The organism is Pseudomonas sp. BN415, from assembly GCF_029871195.1.
Classification (GTDB): Bacteria; Pseudomonadota; Gammaproteobacteria; order Pseudomonadales; family Pseudomonadaceae; genus Metapseudomonas; species Metapseudomonas resinovorans.
The window spans coordinates 12,920-32,292 of record NZ_SSOK01000057.1 but is presented as its reverse complement, the minus strand read 5'-3'; the positions used below and the strand labels follow the sequence as shown (position 1 = coordinate 32,292).

Genomic DNA, 19,373 nt, shown 5'->3' with positions numbered 1-19,373 from the left:
GATTTTCGGTAGGAGCGAGCTTGCTCGCGAAGGATTCGCACCGAGTTGTTCGCGAGCAGAGCTCGCTCCTGCAAAAGCCATCTGAAGAGGCTGCCATGAGCAAGAGATTCCACGACAAGGTCGCGCTGGTCACCGGCGCGGCGCAGGGTATTGGCCGCCGCGTGGTCGAAAGGCTGGCGGAGGAGGGAGCACGGGTGGTTGCCGTGGATCGCTCCGAACTGGTGTTCGAACTGCTGGACGAGTTGGGGCCGGGCGCCGAAGTGCTCGCCCTGACCGCCGACCTCGAGCAGTTCGCCGAGTGCCATCGCGTGGCTGCTTGCGCGGTAGAGCGCTTCGGCCGGCTGGACATCCTCATCAACAACGTGGGCGGGACCATCTGGGCCAAGCCCTACGAGCATTACCAGCAGCACGAGATCGAGGCCGAAGTGCGTCGCTCGCTGTTCCCGACGCTCTGGTGCTGCCACGCCGCGCTTCCCTACATGCTGGAGCAGGGCGCGGGCGCCATCGTCAACGTGTCCTCCATCGCTACCCGTGGGGTGAACCGCGTGCCCTATGGCGCGGCGAAAGGTGGGGTGAATGCGCTGACCGCCTGCCTGGCCTTCGAGAACGCCGAACGTGGCATTCGCGTCAACGCCACCGCACCCGGTGGCACCGAAGCGCCGCCGCGGCGCATTCCACGCAACGGTGCCGAGCAGACCGCGCAGGAGAAAGTCTGGTACCAGCAGATCGTCGACCAGACGGTCGACAGCAGTCTGATGAAACGCTACGGAACCATCGACGAACAGGCCGGCGCCATCCTTTTCCTGGCCTCCGACGACGCCTCCTACATCACCGGCGTGACCCTGCCGGTGGGTGGAGGTGACCTGGGCTAAGAACGCCGTGGCGATGGGTTTCGCAGGCTCTACCCATCCCACGCAAGTCCGTCGCGACACAAACGCCTTCGTAGGATGGGTAGAGCGGAGCGAAACCCATCTGGTTGATAGCGAGGAATGATCGGCCGGGCACTGTCACGCGCCCGGCCTGCGGTTTCTACACAACAAAAACAAAAGAGACAGATGCCATGCGAAAACTCGATGTACACGAGATTATCGACAACGCGCGCTTCACGCCCTTCCACTGGATGGTGATGTGCTGGTGCGCCCTGCTGCTTATCTTCGACGGCTATGACCTGTTCATCTACGGCGTGGTCCTGCCGGTCCTGATGAAAGAGTGGGGCCTGACCCCGCTGGAAGCCGGTGCCCTGGGCAGCTATGCGCTGTTCGGGATGATGTTCGGCGCGCTGTTCTTCGGCCCCCTGGCCGACAAGATCGGCCGCAAGAAAGGCATCGCTATCTGCTTCGTGCTCTTCTCCGGGTTCACCGTCCTCAACGGCTTCACCAGCACCCCCACGGAATTCGGTATCTGCCGGTTCATGGCGGGCCTGGGCATCGGCGGGCTGATGCCTAACGTGGTGGCGCTGATGAACGAGTACGCGCCGAAGAAACTGCGCAGCACCCTGGTCGCCATCATGTTCAGCGGCTACTCCCTGGGCGGCATGCTGTCCGCGGGCGTGGGTATCTACATGCTGCCGCGCTTCGGCTGGGAGGCCATGTTCTTCGCCGCCGCCGTGCCGCTGCTGATGCTGCCCTTGATCCTCTGGTACTTGCCGGAGTCCGTCGGCTTCCTGCTGCGCCAGGGCCGTGTCGAGCAGGCCCGTGCGATCCTCAAGCGCGTCAACCCGCAGCTGTCCATCGGTGAGCAGGACGAACTGCTGCTGAACGAGGTGAAGGTCAAGGGCGCCCCGGTACTGGAACTGTTCCGCGAAGGCCGCGCACTGCGCACCCTGATGATCTGGGTGGCGTTCTTCTGCTGCCTGCTGATGGTCTATGCCCTGAGCTCCTGGCTGCCGAAGCTGATGGCCAACGCCGGGTACAGCCTGGGGTCGAGCCTGTCGTTCCTGCTCGCCCTGAACTTTGGTGGCATGTTCGGCGCCATTGCCGGTGGCTTCCTCGGCGACCGCTTCAATCTGCCGAAGGTGGTCGCGGCCTTCTTCATCGTCGCGGCCATCTCTATCAGCCTGCTCGGCTTCAAGAGCCCGACCCCGGTGCTCTACCTGCTGATCGGCATCGCCGGCGCTACCACGATCGGCACGCAGATCCTGCTGTACGCGACCGCCGCGCAGTTCTACGGCCTGGCGATCCGTTCCACGGGCCTCGGCTGGGCCTCTGGCATCGGCCGCAACGGCGCCATCGTCGGTCCGCTGCTGGGCGGTGCGCTGCTCGGCATCAACCTGCCGCTGCAGCTGAACTTCATGGCCTTCGCCATCCCCGGTGCAATCGCCGCCCTGGCCATGTGCTTCGTCCACTTGCAGCAATCCCGGGTTCCGCCGCTGGCGACTGCTGCACAGGGTTAAGCCTGACCACGAGTCGCAACACTGGCCGGGAGGCAGCATGCGCACCTTGTTCAAGGACTGTTCATTGTCCGCCGTGGTGGCGGGATTCATCGCCACCATGATTTCCTACGCCGGCCCCCTGGTCATCGTGTTCCAGGCGGCGGAGAGCGGCGGCATGCCGGCCGAGCTGCTGTCTTCCTGGGTGTGGGCCATCTCCATCGGTAGCGGGGTGCTGGGGATCGTCCTCAGCCTGCGCTACCGGGTGCCGGTGATCATCGCCTGGTCGGCGCCGGGCTCGGCACTGCTGGTGTCGATGCTGCCGGGCATCAGCGCCGCTGAGGCGGTGGGCGCCTATGTGATGGCCAACGCCATCATCCTGCTGGTGGGCTTGTCCGGCGCCTTCGACCGTATCGTCGGCAAGCTGCCGGCGGCCATTTCGGCGGCGATGCTGGCGGGCATCCTGTTCAGCTTTGGCACCCGGCTGTTCACCTCCCTCAAGGACGAACCGGCGATGGTGATGGCGATGTTCATCACCTATCTGGTGGTGCGGCGACTGTCCCCGCGATACGCGGTGATGGCCGTGCTGCTGGTGGGCTGTGGCATCGCCGCCGGCAGCGGCCAGCTCAACACGTCGGCCCTGGTGATCGGCTTCGCCACCCCGGAATGGGTGACGCCGCAATTCAGCTGGCACGGGTTGTTCAACATCGCGCTGCCGCTGGTAATGGTGGCCCTGACCGGCCAGTTTGTGCCTGGCGTGGCCGTGCTGCGCAATGCCGGTTACCCGACTTCGGCGAGCCCGATCATTTCCGCCAGCGGCCTGGGCAGCCTGCTGCTGGCGCCCTTCGGTTGCCACGGTCTGACACTGGCCGCTATTACCGCGGCAATCTGCACCGGTCGCGAGGCCCATGAAGACCCGGCGAAACGCTACGTCTCCGGCGTGGTGGGCGGTGTGTTCTACCTGTTGCTGGGCATCTTCGGCGCGACCCTGGTATCGATCTTCACCGCGTTACCCAAGGAGCTTATCGCCGCGCTGGCGGGGCTCGCGCTGTTCGGCGCCATCGCCGGTGCGCTGGCCGGCTCCATGGCCGTGCCGGAGGACCGCGAGGCGGCCCTGATCACCTTCCTGGTCACAGCTTCGGGCATGTCCTTCCTCGGACTGTCGGCTGCGTTCTGGGGGCTGATCTTCGGCATCTTCGCGCACCTGCTGCTGACGGCCCGCCGCGTACCCAAGGTTTCAACGGAACGGGAGGAGGTGCTCGAACCCAATCCCTGACCTGAACCGGTGATGGAACAACTGCGGGAGCTGTCCGTAGCCATCGCCACACCTTCCCCGACTTGTGTGCATGGCCCCGAAAGAGGGTCGGCGGGGAAGCTTTGTCCCAATAAAAACAAGAGCGACGAAATGACCAACACCACGAGCAAGCTTTCCGTAATCCTTTGCGCCGGCGTAAGCGCCGGTTTCGCCCAGGCCGCCGAGTCCGGTTTCATCGAGGACTCCACCGCGACCCTGCAAGCGCGCAACTACTACTTCAGCCGCGACTATTCCGACATTGTCGGCCCCAACAAGCAGTCCAAGGCCGAAGAATGGGCACAGGGCTTCATCCTCAACTTCAAGTCCGGCTACACCCAGGGCCCACTGGGCTTCGGACTCGATGCCATCGGCACCCTCGGCATCAAGCTCGACAGCAGCCCCGACCGGGTCAACACCGGCCTGCTGCCCGTACAGGAAGACGGCAAGGCCGCCGATGACTACAGCCGCCTGGGCGTTGCGGGGAAGATGCGCTTCTCCAAGACCGAGCTGAAAGTGGGTGAGCTGCAACCCAACCTGCCGGTGCTGGTGTTCAGCGATATTCGCCTGCTGCCGCCGAGCTACCAGGGCGCCAGCATCACCTCCAACGAAATCGCCGGGCTGACCGTGCAGGGCGGCCATCTCACCAGCACCAGCCTGCGCAACGAGGCGGGCGACGACAAGATGCAGGCCATGCTCGGCCACTTGCCGCAGCGCCAGGCCTCCAGCGACGCCTTCAACTACGCGGGCGCCGACTACGCCTTCAATGCCAACCGCACCACGCTCAGTGCATGGTATGCGCAGCTGGAAGACATCTACGACCAGCGCTTCTTCGGCCTCAAGCACAGCGAACCGGTGGGCAATTGGGTACTGGGCGCCAACGTCGGCTATTTCGACTCCAGCGAAGACGGCAAGAAGCTCATCGGCGAGATCGACAACCAGGCTTTCTTCTCGTTGCTGTCAGCCAAGCGTGGCGGCCATACCTTCTATGTCGGCTACCAGGCGATATATGGCGAAAGCGCCTTCCCGCGCGTATTCGCCAACGTCAGTCCGCTGGGTAACGAAGTCCCCACCTACGAGTTCGCCTTTGCCGACGAACGCTCCTGGCAGGTTCGCTACGACTACGACTTCGCCGCCCTCGGCATCCCCGGCCTGGTGGCCAGCACCCGTTACATCACCGGCGACAACGTGGATACCGGCCAGGGCTTCGAGGGCAAGGACCGGGAGCGCGACCTGGACATCAGCTATGCCTTCCAGAGCGGCGCCCTCAAGGGCCTCGGTGTGCGCGTGCGCAACGTAATGGCTCGCTCCAACTACCGCACCGACATCGACGAGAACCGGCTGATCCTGTCCTACACCTGGACACTGTTCTGACATCGAGTGCCGCTGCCCGGAATGGGCACGGACTGCTTTACCTGTAGGGGCGATTTCAATCGCCAAGCGGGCCGGAGGCCCGCCATGTTCAGGCCCAGATGGGGCAGCTGCGCTGCCCTTGGCGAATGAATTCGCCCCCACAGGTTCTTGTACCCGCGATGTAGAAGGAGCTTTTTAATGCCCCGCAAACCCCTCGCCGCACTGCTGCTTGTCAGCGGCGGCGTGCTTTCCCTGATCGCCTTCCTGCTGACCAGCGGATGGCTGATGGCCCTGGCGCTGGGCGCTACCGTTGCCGCTGGCCTGCTGTATCACTTCCAACCGGCAGAGGTGGTCGAAGTGCGTGTGGACGTACCGGTAGAGCCCGTCGTGCAGGTGATCGCCGCTGCCGAGCCGCAGCCGGTGCGCATCCCCTCCAACACTCATCTGCAAGCACCCTTGGGCGAACTGCTCGATGCCATCCTCCATTGCGAGTCCGACATGCAATATGCCAACTCGCTGGCGCGCGCCGCCGGCGAGAAGGTCCAGCTGGGCGCGGAAAGCATGCAGGCCACCGCCGGGGCCATTGGCGAACTGGATGCCTACATGGCGCACATCGGCCAGGTGTTCAATGAGCTGGGTAGCCAGTCCATGCGCATCGGCGCCATCGTCGGCAGTATTCAAGACATCGCAAAACAGACCAACCTGCTGGCGTTGAACGCGGCCATCGAGGCGGCCCGCGCCGGTACGCACGGGCGCGGCTTTGCCGTGGTGGCGGACGAGGTACGCAACCTCTCGCTGCGCGCCAATGAATCCAGCGGGCAGATCCGCTTGATCGCCGAGGGCTTGCAGAAGGCAGCGGTCGATGCGAGGGAGGGGATGGAACACGTCAGCGGTTCGACCCGTGCGGGGTTGGAGAAGTCCGCCGCAGCCTTGCATGCCATGGTTGAGATGCGGGCGGGTGCGGCGGCGCGGGTCGAGATCGTCGAACGGATCGTCCAGCGCCTCGCGGGGCAGCGAGGGCTGGCGCAACGGATGGTCGGATTACTGGAGGAAGGCACCTGACAGGTGCCTTTCCCGGTCACGCGTCGACGTTCACCACTACGCGACCACGCACCTTGCCGGCCAGCAGGTCTCCGGCCACGGCAATGGCATCGCCCAGGCCGATTTCGCGGGTGATGGCGTCCAGTTGGACGAGGTCCAGGTCCCTTGCCAGGCGATCCCAGGCTTCGATGCGCTCGGCGCGCGGGCGGGTGACGCTGTTGATGCCCAGCAGGCTCACGCCACGGAGGATGAAGGGCGCCACGCTGGAGGGAAAGTCCATTCCCTGGGCCAGGCCACAGGCGGCCACGGCGCCGTCGGCACGCAAACCGGCGCAGACATTCGCCAGGGTGTGGCTGCCCACCGAGTCGATGGCGGCGACCCAGCGTTCCTTGCCCAGCGGGCGGCCCGGCTCGGAGAGTTCAGCGCGGTCGATGATCTCGGCGGCGCCCAGGCCCTTCAGATAGTCCACTTCATGGGTACGGCCGGTGGCCGCGACAACGCGATAGCCGAGGCGAGCGAGCAGGGCGATGGCGAAGCTGCCGACGCCACCGTTGGCGCCGGTGACCAATACGTCACCCTGGCCGGGTTTCAGGCCGTGGCGCTCCAGTGCCAGCAGGCAGAGCATGGCGGTGTAGCCGGCAGTGCCGATGGCCATGGCCTGGCGCGGGGTAAAGGCGCTGGGCAGCGGGATCAACCAGTCACCTTTCAGGCGGGCCTTCTGCGCCAGTCCGCCCCAATGGGTTTCACCCACGCCCCAGCCATTGAGCAGTACCGAGTCGCCCACCTGGTAGTCCGGGTGGCTGCTGCTCTCCACCGTGCCGGCCAGGTCGATGCCCGGCACCATGGGGAACTGGCGCACGACCGGGCTCTTGCCGGTAATCGCTAGCCCGTCCTTGTAGTTCAAGGTGCTGTAGGCCACGCGTACCGTGACATCGCCCTCCGGCAACTGCGCTTCATCCAATTGGGCATTGCAGGCGCGGTAGCCGGCCTCGTCCTTCTCGATCAGGATTGCGTTGAACATGCTCACACCTCTAATTAGACCAGTCGTCTATAAATAGGCCTGAAAAACCGCGCTGCCCGGACGGGCTAGCGCGGCAATCCGGCCATGAAACCTTTGAAGAACACATCCAGCGGAACGTTGTCTCGCGTCAGCCGGGCTCGCAACACGGCGCCTTCCCAGCCGATCCAGAAGAACGCCGCAAGCCCTTCGCAGTCCGCTTTCGCCGACAGCTCACCGGCTGCACAGGCTTCGCGCAGGCAGTGGGCCAGACGGTCCTGCCAACTGCAGAGGATGGCCTCCAGTTCCAGGCGGAAACCTTCTGGCAGGATGGCCACTTCCTGACCCAGGTTGCCCACCAGGCAACCTCGGCAGAACGCGTGGCGGAGCATGCCGGCCTTGGCGTCCTCGACGAAGTTGCAGAGGCGTTGCAGCGGGGGCACGTCTTCTTGCAGCAGGTAACGGTCGAGCTTGTGGGCGAAGTAGCCGGCATAGCTCTCCAGCACCGCCTGCCCGAAGGCTTCCTTGCTGTCGAAGTAGTGATAGAAGGAGCCCTTGGGCACGCCCACGCGCTTGAGCACCGCGTCGATGCCGGTGGACATGAAACCCTGCTCGGTCAGGATTTCCATGCCGCAGCGGATCAGCGCGGCACGGGTATCGGCGAAGTCGCGGTCGACCTTGGGCGGACGGCCACGGCGGGGTTTGGGATGCAGATCGGTCATGGGGACTGGATATTAGACTGATCGTCTAGAAGGTCAAGCGCGACGAAGGTCGAAAATTGGGGGCCGTACTACTGTGGGGGCCAATTCATTCGCTGAGGGCTGCGCAGCAGCCCCTGGCTTTCGTTGGCAGGCCTTCGGCCTGCTTCGCGAATGAATTCGCCCCCACACAAAAGCCAGACCGCGTCAGAAGGTCAGGCTGGAATATCTCCCAGCACCTCCCGAATCCGCTGGGCGATGTAGCCGGCATGGGTTTCCAGCGCGAAGTGCCCGGTATCCAGCAGCTCCACCACCGCATTGGGATTGTCGCGCTTGAAGGCTTCGGCGCCCGGTGGGATGAAGAAGGGATCGTGTTCGCCCCAGATCACCAGGGACGGCAACCGGGTATCGCGGAAAAATGCCTGGAACGCCGGGTAAAGCTTCAGGTTGTTGGCGTAGTCGAGGAACAGGTCGAGCTGGATGTCCTTGTTGCCCGGACGCTCCAGCAGCAGGGCGTCGAGGTAATAGGATTCCGGGGCGACCAGCGCAATGTCCTTCACGCCATGCACGTATTGCCAGCGGGTGCCGTCCAGGTTGAGCACGGCATCGTGCACCACCTGGCGGCGTTCCGCGTTGTTGGGCTCGGCCCAGTAGGCGCGGATCGGCTCCCAGGCATCACCCAGGCCCTCCAGGTAGGCGTTGCCGTTCTGCGACACCAGGCCGGTGACCCGCTCGGGGTGGGCCAGGGCCAGGCGCAGGCCGGTGGGCGCGCCGTAGTCAAATACATAGAGTGCGTAGCGCTTCAGTCCCAGCTCGTCGACGAATGCGCCAAGGGTGGTGGCCAGGGCATCGAAACTGTAGTGATAGGCGCGCTCTGCCGGCACCTCGGTAAAACCGAAGCCGGGCAGGTCCGGCGCGATGATGTGGAATCTGTCAGCCAGCAGCGGGATCAGGTCGCGGAACTGGTGGGATGAACTGGGGTAGCCGTGAACCAGCAGCAGGGTTGGGGCGGCGGGATCGCCAGCTTCGCGGTAGAAGACACGAACGCCGTCGGCTTCGACGAATTGGTGGCGAACGGGAAAATGAACGAGGGGCGAGGTCATGGCTGGGCACTCCGTAACTTATAAAATGGATAATAGCGGTTACTGCGGAGCGAGTATGAGTCATTCGCGTAACCTGTCAATTTGAAAATACAAGTTACACATGCCATTTGTCGTAACTGTTCATGTCGTCTTTGTATGGTTACAATTCCGGCAATCACTGTCCGGAGAGTCGCCATGACCACCGTCGCGTCCCCAGCCCCTCTCGAACCCTTCGTACTGGCCGACCACCCGGTGCTCGACCTGCTCAACACCCTGGCTGCGGTGGATGGCGCCGCGTACGAGTTCTGGCAGAGCGATGCGGACGTCCAGGCATGGCTGGCCCGCACCGGTTGGAACCTGCCGCAAGCGCGCTACGCCAAGGGCGAATTGCTGCAGGCCGCATTGGCCCTGCGCGAAGCCGTGCGCGAGCTGGTGGAGCAGCGCAAGTCAGGCGGTAGGGGGAATCCCGAGGTGCTCAACCGTTTCCTCGCCGGGCCCAGCCATCTGCGTCTTGATTGGCCCGCCGATGGTGAGCCTCGTGTGGAAACGGTGCGGGCGGCAGGCACCGCCGAGCAGTACCTGGCACCACTGGCGGAAGCGGCGGCGGAGCTGCTGGTGGCAGGCGATTTCAACCTGGTACGGGTCTGTGAACACCCCGACTGCGTGCTCTGGTTCTACGATCGCACCAAGTCCCACCGTCGCCGCTGGTGCAGCATGGCGCTGTGTGGGAACCGGCATAAGGTGGCCGAGTTCCGCAAGCGCAAGCAGACTTAAGGGTAGGGCGACTCCGCTCAGGCTCGAGCGTGAGCGCATTTCCTGCGCGCTTGGACGGAACCTGTTGACGAGGTGGCGGAGCGCTTTGCCGGTGCGCTGAGGACGGCGGTGCAGCGCCTGTAACCCACAGGCCTCTCGTAGGCTGGTGTGGGCCACGTCAGTCTTCGCGCAGCGAAGCCCAACGGACCAGGATTCGATTTCGCACGTTGGGCTGCGTGGCCTCAGCCGAAACCTACAGAAGCCAGGGCGCGACCGGCCTCAATGCCCTGTCAGCTCACCTAGCAATTCTTCCTTGAACTTATGTAGCAGCGGTGCTGCACGATCACGCGGATGAGGCAGGTCGACCTTGATCTCGTGCTTGATCCGACCCGGATGAGAGTCCATGACGATGACCCGGTCGCCCAGGTAAAGCGCTTCCTCAACATCGTGGGTCACCATGATCATCGTGCTGCGCTGCTGCACCCAGATACGTTGCAGTTCACGTTGCAGGTGCACGCGGGTGAGGGCATCGAGGGCGCCCAGGGGTTCGTCCAGCAGCAGGATCTTCGGCTTGGTGATCAGTGCTCGGGCGATGGCCGCACGCTGCGCCATACCACCGGAGAGCTGGTGCGGATAAGCATTCTCGAAGCCGGTGAGGTTCACCAGGGCGATGTGCTCGGCGACCAGTCGGTTCTTCTCCGCCTTCGACAGCTTGTGGTTCTTCAGCGCCAGGCCGATGTTCTTCTGCACCGTCATCCAGGGGAACAGGCGGTGGTCCTGGAAGACGATGCCGCGCTCCAGGCTGGTGGCGACGATGCGCTCGCCGTCCAGCAGGATGTCGCCCTGGTACTCGGCTTCCAGGCCGACGATCAGGCGCAGCAGGGTGGACTTGCCGCAGCCACTGGCGCCGACGATGCTGACGAACTCGCCGGGATTGACCTTGAGATCCACGCTCTCCAGCACCGGCAGGCTGCGGCCTTCGATGCTGTAGGACTTGGACAGGTCGCGGATTTCCAGGGCGCCTGGCAGGGTTTGCTCTTCGGTAGCCGGAGTGAGCTTGGGAATGGCTGTCATGTTGGTCTCAGCGGAGGTTGCGCCAGCGCAGCAGGTGGCTGGCCAGACGGGTGAAGAGAAGGTTCATCAGGTAGCCGAGCAGGCCGATGCAGAGCACGCTGAGGACGATCACGTCCATGCGCGAACCGGCTTCGGCGTTCATCATCAGGTTCCCCAGGCCGGCGCCGGAGGAGAGGAACAGCTCGCTGCCCACTGCCGTGACCCAGGCGAACGCCAGGGCGTGCAGAACGCCGGTGGCGATGCTCGGCAAGGCGGCCGGCAGCAGCACATGGAAGAACTGCTGGAAGGGCTTCAGTTCCAGCACCCGACCGACTTCACGCAGGCGTCGGTCGACGTGGCTGAATCCTTCATAGGTATTCAGCACCATGGGGTAGAAGGCCGCCAGCGACACGATGAACACCTTGGAGAACTCGCCATTGCCGAACCACATGGCGATCAGCGGAATCCAGCCGAGCATCGGGACCTGGCGGATCGAATGCAGCAGAGGACCGATCAGGCGGTCGGCGACGCGCGATAGCGCCATCAGCACACCCAGCGCCACGCCGAAGAGAATGCCGAAGAACAGCCCGCTGCTGGTGCGCGCCAGGCTGGCGAACATGTTGACGAACAGTTCACCGCCGATGATCAGGGCCACCAGGCTCTTGCAGATATCCGCCAGGGGCACGAAGGCGTAGGCGCCGGACGCATCCTGGCGCGACATGAATTCCCAGCCGGCCAGTAGCAAGGCCGGAAGCAGCAGGCCGCGCAGGTGACGCAGGGAAGAAAGGGACAGGGACATGGATGCCTCCTAGCGGGTTTTCCAGCGGAACAGGTGTCGTTCGAGCAGACGGAACAGGAAGTCGAGGGAGAAACCGACGACGCCGGCCATCACCACTCCAACCATGACCACATCTATGCGCAGCATCTGCCGGCTCATTTCGATCATCTGCCCCAGGCCACTGTCGGCGGCCAGTAGCTCGGCGGCCACCAGCACGACCCAGGCGCGGGTCAGGCTGATGCGCAGGCCTGTGAGGATGGGCGGTGCGGCGGCAGGCAAGGCGACTTCGCGGATCAGCGTGGGCCAACGCAAGCGGTAAACCTCCGCCACCTCGAAGTAGCTGCGTGGGATTGCCTTGACGCCCTCACTGGCGGCCAGCGCCACCGGGAAGAACGCAGCCTTGGCGACGATCACGATCTTGAAGGTTTCCTCGATGCCGAAAAACAGCACGAACATCGGGATCAGCGCGATGCTGGGAATCTGCCGCAAGGTATGGAACAGCGGCCCGCAATAGGCCGTGACCGTTTTCGATAGCGCCATCAGCACGCCGAACAGCAGGCCGGCCAGGGCGCCTATGGTGAAGCCCAGGGCGAGACGCGAGAGGCTGTTCAGCAGGTGTTCCTGCAGCTCGCCGCTGGCCAGCAGCTCATCGAAGGCTTGCAGCACGTGCAGAGGGGGTACCAGCAATTGCTGGGGGAAAAGGCCGGTGTCGGCTACCACCACCCAGAGTGCAAGCAAGGCGGCAGGGGAAATGAGCCAACTGGCCCGGCTGGAGAATCTTTTAAATCCAGGATGCATCTTCAATTCTCGTTCAGCAGGGAAAGGGAAGCGCGGTTGCGACGTTGTGCCAGGAACCAGCAGGCGAGGGCGGCGAGCAACACCAGCGGAATCCAGCAGAGGAACAGGCGGTCCAACCCCAGTGCTTGGCCGAGCAGGCCGCCGAGCATGGCTCCACTGAAACCACCGAGCATGCCGGCCAGGTTGAACAGGCCGGAAATCTTGCTCTTGTCCATACGGTGCTCGCTGAGTCGGCCCATGTTCACCAGGTGCACCAGCGAACCGGCGATGCTCAGCAGTACCGCACCCAGTGCCAGGAGTGCGTAGTGGTGGGCCGTACCCAACAGCAGCAACGCAGCGATAGCAGCCGCCAGGGCCACCAGGTAGGCGGTGCCACGCCCGCTGCGTTGCACCAGATAGCCAAGACTGAACAGCGCGACGACCGAAGAGATGCCCTGGACCATCAGCAGGCTCACGGCCTGGGTCTGGGAAAGTCGGGCCACGTCCATCGCCAGCAGGAGGATGAAGGTGCCGAACAGGGCGCCGGTGGAGTTGCCGAGCATCTCCAGCAGGCAGCTTTCGGCGATGTCGGGGTTGGCCAGCATGGCCTTGACCTGCTCAAGGAAATTGCCGCCATCCACTGACGCACCGGCCTCCTGCGCGGGCCCGCTTTCCCCGCCCCAGAAGCCCAGGCTGTAGACCGCCATCAGACCGAAGCACAAGCCAATCAGGGCGAAGGCCAGGGCATGGCTGGTGGTGCCGGTCAGCCAATTGCCCAGCAGCGGACCGAGGATGCTCATGCCCACCGTCAGCGACATGCGATACCAGCCGGCCTTGGCTAGGCCGATATGCCGGAGTTGCTGGAGGAAGGCGCTGTTCATGGCGACGATGCGGAACGGGATGCAGAAGCCGATCAGCAAGCGCGCAGCGGCCAGCCACAACCAGTTGGCAAAGAGCGGGATGGCCAGGTTGAGCAGCATCGGACCGAGGCTAGCCAAGAAGTAAACCCGGCGGGTGCCGTAGCGTGCGATCACAAATCCGGCGGGCAGGGTCAGGAACACCATGCCGAGGGACTCCATGGCCGAGATGATGCCGATCTGCATGGTGTTGGCGCCGATCCCGATCGCGTAGAGCGTGGTGACGATCTTGGCCATGCCGATGGTGGCGCCGCTGAAGGCCGCGAGGAACATGAAGTTGACGAGAAAGCGCGGGTTCAAGGCTGGGGCTTTCCTGTGTCTGAGGATGGTAGGGATTGCATGCGCAAGGTCCTGATTACGAAGGCAAAGTGACTTTGCAGCATGTGTGCCAGAGGTGCTTGAGTGCTGCGAGTACAGCAGCGATGCGGGTTCCGGGGATGGGGCAGGGTGCGTTTCGCAAGGCATTGCTGCTGGTGCAGCAGCAGGGTGCTGGTGGGGCAGCAGTCGGGACGCAGGGCGCGTCTTCGCGAATTTGCACACTAGGAAGGGCAGGACTGCGTCCTGCTTGGCGAATGAATTCGCTCCCACAGGAAAAGCGTTGCACGAACAGCCCCCCCTCCCGAAAGCGGGAGAGGGGGTGAGGGTGTTACGGGCTACCTCGCAGTAATCACCGCGAGCTTGGTGATCCCTGCCCGCTCGATGGAGGCCATGGCGCGGGCCACGGCGCCGTAGTCCACCTGGTCGTCGGCCTGCAGTTGCACGCGCAGTTCCGGGTCCTTGGTCTTGGCCGCTTCCAGGCTGGTCTGCAGCAGGTCGGGCTGGATCTCGTCCTTGTTGATGAACAGCTTGCCGGTGCCGTCGATGCTCACCACCAGCGGGTCCTTCTGCTCGGGCGGGGCCACGGCCTCGGTCTTCGGCAGGTTGATCGGGATGGCGTTGGTCAGCAGCGGCGCGGTGACGATGAACACCACCAGCAGCACCAGCATCACGTCCACCAGCGGGGTGACGTTGATCTCGGAAAGGACTTCGTCGTTGTCCTGGGTGGAGAAGGCCATGTCAGGACGCCTCCTTCACGGAGCCCGCGGCGCGTGCCGGGACGGGATTGACGAGCAGCTTGAAGGCGCTCTTCTGCGCCAGCAGGTAGAAGTCGTGGGCGAAGTCGTCGAGGTCGGCGGCGGTGAGCTTGAGGCTGCGGAGGAAGTAGTTGTAGACCAGCACCGCCGGCACCGCGACGGCTATGCCCACGCCGGTGGCGACCAGCGCCGCGCCGATCGGGCCGGCTACGGTTTCCAGGCTGGCCGAGCCGGCTGCGCTGATGCCCTTGAGGGCTTCCATGATGCCCCAGACGGTGCCGAATAGGCCGATGAAGGGCGAGGTGGAACCGATCGAGGCGAGTACCGCCAGTCCGGACTCCAGGGAGCGTCGCTCACGCTGGATCTGCTGGCGCAGGGCACGCTCCAGGCGGTCCTGGTGGTTGATTGCCTGGCTCAGGTCGCCGGGTGGGCCGCCCTGCACCTGGATCGCGGCGAAGCCGGCCTGGGCCACGTGGGCGGCGGCACCGGCATGCTGCTGCAGCTGATCGGCGGCGCTGTCCAGGCTGGTGGCGCTCCAGAAGCGCTTCTGGAACTGGCGGTCGCGGTGCTTCAGGCGGGCGAACTGGATGCCCTTGACCAGGGCCAGGCCCCAGGTGACGACGGAGAAGCCGATGAGCAGCCAGATCACCAGGTGCTCGATGGAGGCGAAGGGGTTGGTTAGCAGGTCCATGGTGAATTCCTCTCTACAGGCAAAGTCGCTGAATCAGTTCAATTTGAAATCGATGGGCACGCTGACCCAGCCGTCGCGGGCGATGTCGCCCTGCTTGGCCGGCACGAAGGTCCAGCGCTTGACTGCACGCACTGCGGCTTCGTCGAGCAGTTCGCGGCCGCTGCTCTTCTGCACCTGAACCTCGCTCGGCAGGCCGCTGGCGAGTACATGCACGCGCAGCAGCACGGTGCCTTCCCAACCGCGCCGCTGGGCGAAGGCGGGGTACTCCGGCGCCGGATTCTTCAGGTAGCCGGCGTTGGCCGAGGGCGGTGTCACCGGAGCCGGGGCGGGCGGTGCCGGTGGCGCGGGCGGGGCTTCGGCCTTGGGCGCTGCGGGCGGCGGTTCGACCGGTTTGGCCACGGGTTTCGGCGCGGGCTTGGGCGGCTGCGGTTTCGGCTTGGGTTTAGGCACCGGTTTGGGCGGCGGCGGCTTCACCGCCAGTTCCTCCACCACCGGGGGAGGCGGCTCGATCACCGGTGGCGGCGGCTCCGGGGGCGGCGGTTCCACCACCGGCGGCGCCGGGGCGGTGAACTCGATGGTCATGGGCGGAATCTGCGGCGGTACTTCCGGCAGCGGCGGCGTGGGTTTCTGGCTCAGCCAGTGCAGCACGGCGCCATGCAGGACCAGGGCGAAGGCACCCAGCAACCAGGCTTCGCGGCGGCTGAGCACGCGGCTGTCGCCGGGGCTGCGGAAGACCGTGCGGTCCAGCGCCTGGCGTACCGGGACGCCGAGGTCGCGGACATCGGCTGGCCGATGTCCTCCCGACCACGGCGCGTCAGCATGGGGGGCGGTATGTAGGGCGTGGCTCATCGCCTGACAACTCCTGTCGACAAAGGTATCAGGCGATTTTCCGGGCCGGAGCCGCCACGGCGCCGAAGATTGGCGCCGCACGTTCCGCGGCGAGCTGGATACGGGATTTCAGCGCGTCGTTGGCGATCTGGTAGTTGTCGAAGTCGGCCTCGGCGGCGTAGACGCCGATGGGCAGGGTCAGCGACTGGAAGAAGCTGAACAGCGGACGCAACTGGTGGTCGAGGACGAGCGCATGGCGTTCGCTGCCACCGGTGGCAGCGAGCAGGACCGGGGTATCGACCAGCGCGTTCTGGTCGATCAGGTCGAACAGGTGCTTGAACTGGCCCGGATAGGTGCCGCGATAGACCGGAGTGGCCACCACCAGCAGGTCGGCATTTTCGATGGCGCGCAGCTCATGCTCGACGGTTTCCGGCAGTTCCTTGCGGGACAGCGCGCCGCCGACCGAGCGGGCGATGTCGCCCAGTTCGATCAGGTGACTCTGGATGGGCAGGTGCCGGCCCAGTTCGGCGACGATGGCCTGGGTCAGGACCAGGGTGCGGGAAGGACGGAAGGTGCTGCCGGTGACAGCGACCACTTTGATGGGAGTGCTCATGACGAATTCCTGATGGTGTTGCAAAGGTGGAATTGTCACGAGCAAGAGCCGTACCAGGCGCGCAAGCCCTGTAAACACGCGGGTTTGCGGTGAGGGTGTTGAAATCCAAGCAGCAGAGCTGCTGGAAAGGTGCTGCTGTGGAAGCAGTCGTGCCGCGTGCATCGGGGGAAATCCGCATTCGCGAGCAGAGCTCGCTCCTACAGGGTTCCCGGCCAGCACCGATTGGTGAGGATAATCCGTAGGAGCGAGCTTGCTCGCGAGCAAGCTCGCCCCCACATGATGACCTCAGAAGTCGTAGCTGACGCTGGTGTAGTAGAACGCCCCCTGGGCGCCTTCCGGCGAGGTGATGCTGTACTTGGGCACGCCATAGAGCTGCGGCCCTTCCAGCTTGTCCGGATGGCTGTCGAAGAGGTTGATGGCGCCCACCGACACCTTCAGGCCCTGCTCGAAGGTGTAGGACAGGTCCAGGTCGGTCACCCACTGCGGGCTGAACGTCTGGTCCAGGGCCGGGTTGGTGGCATTGCGCGCCTGCCATTCCCCGTAGCGGCGCTGGGCCAGGGTCAGGCCCCAACCCTCATAGAGCCAGGTGGCGCTGAGGGTGAGCTTGTTCTCCGGGGTGCCGTCCTCGATCAGGCCCTGCGTGGTGCGGCCGATGATCTGCGAACCCCTGATGCTGCCGACGTCACGCAGCTTGGTGATACGCGTGTCGGTCTGGCTGAATCCGGCGTTGAGGTTCAGGCGGCCGAACTGGCGCAGGTCCCACTGGTAATTGCCGGTCAGCTCGACGCCCTTGGTCCGTGTATCGGCCACGTTGGTGTAGAAGGCCGCGCTCTGGATGCTGGAGTAGGGTGTGCCGGCGAAGATCGGCGCCACCACGGAAGCGGGCAACTGGTCGGAGAGGGTGATGCGGTTTTCGATGTCGATGCGGTAGGCGTCGATCGTGAACGACGCATTAGGCAGTGGTCGCCACACCAGGCCGAGCGAGTAGTTGGTGGATTCCTCCGGGTCCAGTTGCTTGCCACCCAGCAGGGCGGCTTCGGGGCTGTCGGCGCGCAGGGTGCGTTGTTGCACCTCCACCCAGTTGCCACTGCCCGGCGGTTGTTCCACCACCTGGACGCTGAACGACGACAGCCCGCTCTGCACCAGCGACGGCGCGCGATAGCCGGTGCTGGCAGTGGCCCGCGCGGCGATTTCGGGGGTGAACTCGTAGCGCAGTGAGAGCTTACCGTTGGTGGTGCCGCCGAAGTCCGAGTAGTCCTCGGAGCGCACGGCAACGCCGGCCTGGAGCTTGTCGGTGAGCTGGCCTTCGAGATCGACATAGGCGCCCCAGACTTCGCGATCCAGGGATACGACGTCGACGTTGGTGATGCCCGAGTAGTAACCGGGGATACGTCGTCTGGTGATCGGGTCGACGGTATTGAACAGCGGTCCGTTCTGCCAGCCAGCAGCCTCACCGGCGCTCAGCTGGAAGTTTTCCTGCCTCCAGGCGAGGCCAGCGGAAACGGTCAGCGGCTTGACCAGCAGGTCGGTGGGGAAATCCCTCACCCAATCGAGGGTCAGGTTGGTCTGGTCGGCTTCGCGGGTGCCGGTGTAGATGGACTCCGGACTGGTCGTGCCCCAGCTGGGGTTGATGGTGTTGTGGTCGGTGGATTCCACCTCGTTGTTGCCATAGCTGAGTGCCAGGTCGAAGTTGCCCAGGGCTTCATCCTCGAAGCGCAGGCCACCAGTGGCCGCATAGTCTTCCAGGCGGTAGCGGGTGATGGGCACGCGGCCGTCCGGGTAGCGCGCCAGGGCCACGCTGCCGTAGTTATTGCGCAGGGTGGTGGGTGGGTCGAAGAAGTTCTCGGCGTCGGTGTTCTTGTGGGCGTAGGAGGCGAAGCCATAGGCACTCAGACCGCCACCCAGGCCGATCTCACTGTTGGCGACGAGGTTGTACTGGTCCTCGACCTTGCCTGAACCCCAGCGCCAGGTGCGATTCGGGTTGTTCTGTTCGCGCGGTGTGTTGGTGCTGGTGGAACCGGGATAGAAAATCCGGATGTCTGGGTTGGTGTCACTCGCCGGGTCCTGGTTGCCGGCGTCGAAGGAAAGGGTAAGGAAGCCGTCGTTGGGCAGCTCGAAACCTTTCCAGCCACTGGCCTTGCGTTGCAGGCCGTCGCCCTTGTCGTAACCGCCGAAGCGGTAGCCGACGTTGCCACCTTGATCGGCACTCTTGAGGACGATGTTGATCACCCCGGCAATGGCGTCGGAGCCGTACTGGGCGGCGGCGCCGTCACGCAGGATTTCCACGCGCTGGATGGCCGTGAGCGGAATCAGGCTGAGGTCCACGGCGGCGGCGCCGCGTCCGTTGACCAGGCTCTGGCGGGTGACGTTGGCACTGGTGTGGCGACGCTTGCCGTTGACCAGCACGAGGACCTGATCCGACGCCAGGCCACGCAAAGAGGCCCCCTGGGCGATGGAGCCGGCGAAGGCGCCCTGGGGCGACTGCGGGAAGTTGAAGGACGGCGACAGCGCAGTCAGGGCGCCGGACAAGTCGCTGGCACCGGTTTCCTGAAGTCGTTCACCGGAGAACACATCCACGGGGGCGGCGCTTTCCAGCGCGGTGACGTCACTGCGGCGGGTGCCGACCACGACCACTGTGTCGAGTTGGTCATTGCTTTTGGCGGCAGCGCCGGTTTCAGCGGCCTGGACCGGAACACAGGCATTGGCGACGACCAGCGCAATCGCGCTGGCCAGTTGGTTGAAGCGAAACATCCGTTATTACCCCTGTTGGCAAGGAATCCTGATTAGGTGAAGCAGGGCGCTTGTCCGCACCTCTTGTTCCTGCCTTTGAGCAATGGCTGTGCCATGTGTAAAAACCAAAACAATTCAATGGCTTGCGAACGGTGTGCTGGGTGGCCAGCAGGGCATTGGCTCAGCTCAAGCAGTCGGGAAGCAGTGGGGTAGCAGTGGGGTAGCAGTGGCTCTTTGCGGGGATCGATGGGTATCGCTTCGCTCAACCGCATCCTACGGAGCCAAGTCGTAGGATGGGTGGAGGCCACGATACCCATCATCGGAAGCCAG

18 protein-coding genes are annotated in these 19,373 nt (G+C 64.5%); 6 read left to right on the top strand and 12 right to left on the bottom strand.

The window, feature by feature from the left end:
* The first annotated feature begins 95 nt into the window (after positions 1-95).
* From E8F20_RS16040 to E8F20_RS16020, 5 genes are all read left to right on the top strand, one after another.
* The gene (locus E8F20_RS16040; protein ID WP_280284596.1) at positions 96-872 is read left to right on the top strand and encodes a 1,6-dihydroxycyclohexa-2,4-diene-1-carboxylate dehydrogenase; all 777 of its coding nucleotides are present in this window, start codon (positions 96-98) and stop codon (positions 870-872) included.
* A gap of 188 nt (positions 873-1,060) precedes the next feature.
* A complete protein-coding gene (locus E8F20_RS16035) occupies positions 1,061-2,392 on the top strand; it encodes an MFS transporter (RefSeq protein WP_280284595.1) in 1,332 nt (443 codons plus the stop codon).
* A gap of 37 nt (positions 2,393-2,429) precedes the next feature.
* The gene (locus E8F20_RS16030; RefSeq protein WP_280284594.1) at positions 2,430-3,644 is read left to right on the top strand and encodes a benzoate/H(+) symporter BenE family transporter; all 1,215 of its coding nucleotides are present in this window, start codon (positions 2,430-2,432) and stop codon (positions 3,642-3,644) included.
* 129 nt (positions 3,645-3,773) lie between these two features.
* On the top strand, positions 3,774-5,033 hold the full coding sequence (locus tag E8F20_RS16025; RefSeq protein ID WP_280284593.1) for an OprD family porin: 1,260 nt from the start codon (positions 3,774-3,776) through the stop codon (positions 5,031-5,033).
* Positions 5,034-5,210: 177 nt separating this feature from the next.
* Entirely contained in the window at positions 5,211-6,074 is an 864-nt protein-coding gene (locus E8F20_RS16020; RefSeq protein ID WP_280284592.1) for a methyl-accepting chemotaxis protein, read from the top strand.
* Positions 6,075-6,090: 16 nt separating this feature from the next.
* Here the strand turns inward: E8F20_RS16020 and E8F20_RS16015 are convergent, their stop codons facing one another.
* The 3 genes from E8F20_RS16015 to E8F20_RS16005 form a co-directional block, all read right to left on the bottom strand.
* Positions 6,091-7,074, bottom strand: coding sequence for an MDR family oxidoreductase (locus E8F20_RS16015; RefSeq protein ID WP_280284591.1), 984 nt, complete (start codon positions 7,072-7,074; stop codon positions 6,091-6,093).
* Positions 7,075-7,139: 65 nt separating this feature from the next.
* A complete protein-coding gene (locus tag E8F20_RS16010; RefSeq protein ID WP_280284590.1) occupies positions 7,140-7,772 on the bottom strand; it encodes a TetR/AcrR family transcriptional regulator in 633 nt (210 codons plus the stop codon).
* Between the two features lie 191 nt (positions 7,773-7,963).
* Positions 7,964-8,851 carry an alpha/beta hydrolase gene (locus E8F20_RS16005; RefSeq protein WP_280284589.1) on the bottom strand — a complete coding sequence of 296 codons (888 nt, stop codon included), beginning with the start codon at positions 8,849-8,851 and terminating at the stop codon, positions 7,964-7,966.
* A 174-nt stretch (positions 8,852-9,025) separates the two neighbouring features.
* Here E8F20_RS16005 and E8F20_RS16000 point away from each other — a divergent pair, with 174 nt between their 5' ends.
* The gene (locus E8F20_RS16000) at positions 9,026-9,604 is read left to right on the top strand and encodes an ABATE domain-containing protein (protein WP_280284588.1); all 579 of its coding nucleotides are present in this window, start codon (positions 9,026-9,028) and stop codon (positions 9,602-9,604) included.
* Between the two features lie 258 nt (positions 9,605-9,862).
* Here E8F20_RS16000 and E8F20_RS15995 read toward each other — a convergent pair whose 3' ends face one another.
* The 9 genes from E8F20_RS15995 to E8F20_RS15955 all read right to left on the bottom strand — a co-directional run bounded on the left by E8F20_RS15995 (position 9,863) and on the right by E8F20_RS15955 (position 19,064).
* Positions 9,863-10,657, bottom strand: coding sequence for an ABC transporter ATP-binding protein (locus E8F20_RS15995; RefSeq protein ID WP_280284587.1), 795 nt, complete (start codon positions 10,655-10,657; stop codon positions 9,863-9,865).
* Positions 10,658-10,664: 7 nt separating this feature from the next.
* Positions 10,665-11,435 (bottom strand): ABC transporter permease, encoded by a 771-nt coding sequence (locus E8F20_RS15990; protein WP_280284586.1) that lies wholly within the window; start codon positions 11,433-11,435, stop codon positions 10,665-10,667.
* Positions 11,436-11,444: 9 nt separating this feature from the next.
* Positions 11,445-12,212 (bottom strand): ABC transporter permease, encoded by a 768-nt coding sequence (locus E8F20_RS15985; RefSeq protein ID WP_280284585.1) that lies wholly within the window; start codon positions 12,210-12,212, stop codon positions 11,445-11,447.
* A 2-nt stretch (positions 12,213-12,214) separates the two neighbouring features.
* Entirely contained in the window at positions 12,215-13,408 is a 1,194-nt protein-coding gene (locus E8F20_RS15980) for an MFS transporter (RefSeq protein WP_280284584.1), read from the bottom strand.
* 353 nt (positions 13,409-13,761) lie between these two features.
* Positions 13,762-14,163, bottom strand: a complete 402-nt coding sequence (locus E8F20_RS15975; protein ID WP_120653681.1) for a biopolymer transporter ExbD — start codon at positions 14,161-14,163, stop codon at positions 13,762-13,764.
* 1 nt (position 14,164) lies between these two features.
* Positions 14,165-14,872, bottom strand: a complete 708-nt coding sequence (locus tag E8F20_RS15970; protein WP_280284583.1) for a MotA/TolQ/ExbB proton channel family protein — start codon at positions 14,870-14,872, stop codon at positions 14,165-14,167.
* A gap of 33 nt (positions 14,873-14,905) precedes the next feature.
* On the bottom strand, positions 14,906-15,721 hold the full coding sequence (locus tag E8F20_RS15965) for an energy transducer TonB (RefSeq protein WP_280284582.1): 816 nt from the start codon (positions 15,719-15,721) through the stop codon (positions 14,906-14,908).
* Between the two features lie 28 nt (positions 15,722-15,749).
* The gene (msuE, locus tag E8F20_RS15960) at positions 15,750-16,313 is read right to left on the bottom strand and encodes an FMN reductase (protein ID WP_280284581.1); all 564 of its coding nucleotides are present in this window, start codon (positions 16,311-16,313) and stop codon (positions 15,750-15,752) included.
* A 285-nt stretch (positions 16,314-16,598) separates the two neighbouring features.
* Complete coding sequence (locus E8F20_RS15955) at positions 16,599-19,064, bottom strand: TonB-dependent receptor (RefSeq protein WP_280284580.1); 2,466 nt, start codon at positions 19,062-19,064, stop codon at positions 16,599-16,601.
* Positions 19,065-19,373: the final 309 nt, after the last annotated feature.

What these genes read in the sequence shown, in the direction of transcription:
- E8F20_RS15965 (WP_280284582.1), bottom strand. Translation starts at nt 15,721, where the DNA reads ATGAGCCACGCCCTACATACCGCCCCCCATGCTGACGCGCCGTGGTCG.
- E8F20_RS16040 (WP_280284596.1), top strand. Translation starts at nt 96, where the DNA reads ATGAGCAAGAGATTCCACGACAAGGTCGCGCTGGTCACCGGCGCGGCG.
- msuE (WP_280284581.1), bottom strand. Translation starts at nt 16,313, where the DNA reads ATGAGCACTCCCATCAAAGTGGTCGCTGTCACCGGCAGCACCTTCCGT.
- E8F20_RS16000 (WP_280284588.1), top strand. Translation starts at nt 9,026, where the DNA reads ATGACCACCGTCGCGTCCCCAGCCCCTCTCGAACCCTTCGTACTGGCC.
- E8F20_RS16020 (WP_280284592.1), top strand. Translation starts at nt 5,211, where the DNA reads ATGCCCCGCAAACCCCTCGCCGCACTGCTGCTTGTCAGCGGCGGCGTG.
- E8F20_RS15990 (WP_280284586.1), bottom strand. Translation starts at nt 11,435, where the DNA reads ATGTCCCTGTCCCTTTCTTCCCTGCGTCACCTGCGCGGCCTGCTGCTT.
- E8F20_RS15985 (WP_280284585.1), bottom strand. Translation starts at nt 12,212, where the DNA reads ATGCATCCTGGATTTAAAAGATTCTCCAGCCGGGCCAGTTGGCTCATT.
- E8F20_RS15955 (WP_280284580.1), bottom strand. Translation starts at nt 19,064, where the DNA reads ATGTTTCGCTTCAACCAACTGGCCAGCGCGATTGCGCTGGTCGTCGCC.
- E8F20_RS16035 (WP_280284595.1), top strand. Translation starts at nt 1,061, where the DNA reads ATGCGAAAACTCGATGTACACGAGATTATCGACAACGCGCGCTTCACG.
- E8F20_RS16025 (WP_280284593.1), top strand. Translation starts at nt 3,774, where the DNA reads ATGACCAACACCACGAGCAAGCTTTCCGTAATCCTTTGCGCCGGCGTA.
- E8F20_RS16030 (WP_280284594.1), top strand. Translation starts at nt 2,430, where the DNA reads ATGCGCACCTTGTTCAAGGACTGTTCATTGTCCGCCGTGGTGGCGGGA.
- E8F20_RS16015 (WP_280284591.1), bottom strand. Translation starts at nt 7,074, where the DNA reads ATGTTCAACGCAATCCTGATCGAGAAGGACGAGGCCGGCTACCGCGCC.
- E8F20_RS15975 (WP_120653681.1), bottom strand. Translation starts at nt 14,163, where the DNA reads ATGGCCTTCTCCACCCAGGACAACGACGAAGTCCTTTCCGAGATCAAC.
- E8F20_RS15995 (WP_280284587.1), bottom strand. Translation starts at nt 10,657, where the DNA reads ATGACAGCCATTCCCAAGCTCACTCCGGCTACCGAAGAGCAAACCCTG.
- E8F20_RS16010 (WP_280284590.1), bottom strand. Translation starts at nt 7,772, where the DNA reads ATGACCGATCTGCATCCCAAACCCCGCCGTGGCCGTCCGCCCAAGGTC.
- E8F20_RS16005 (WP_280284589.1), bottom strand. Translation starts at nt 8,851, where the DNA reads ATGACCTCGCCCCTCGTTCATTTTCCCGTTCGCCACCAATTCGTCGAA.
- E8F20_RS15970 (WP_280284583.1), bottom strand. Translation starts at nt 14,872, where the DNA reads ATGGACCTGCTAACCAACCCCTTCGCCTCCATCGAGCACCTGGTGATC.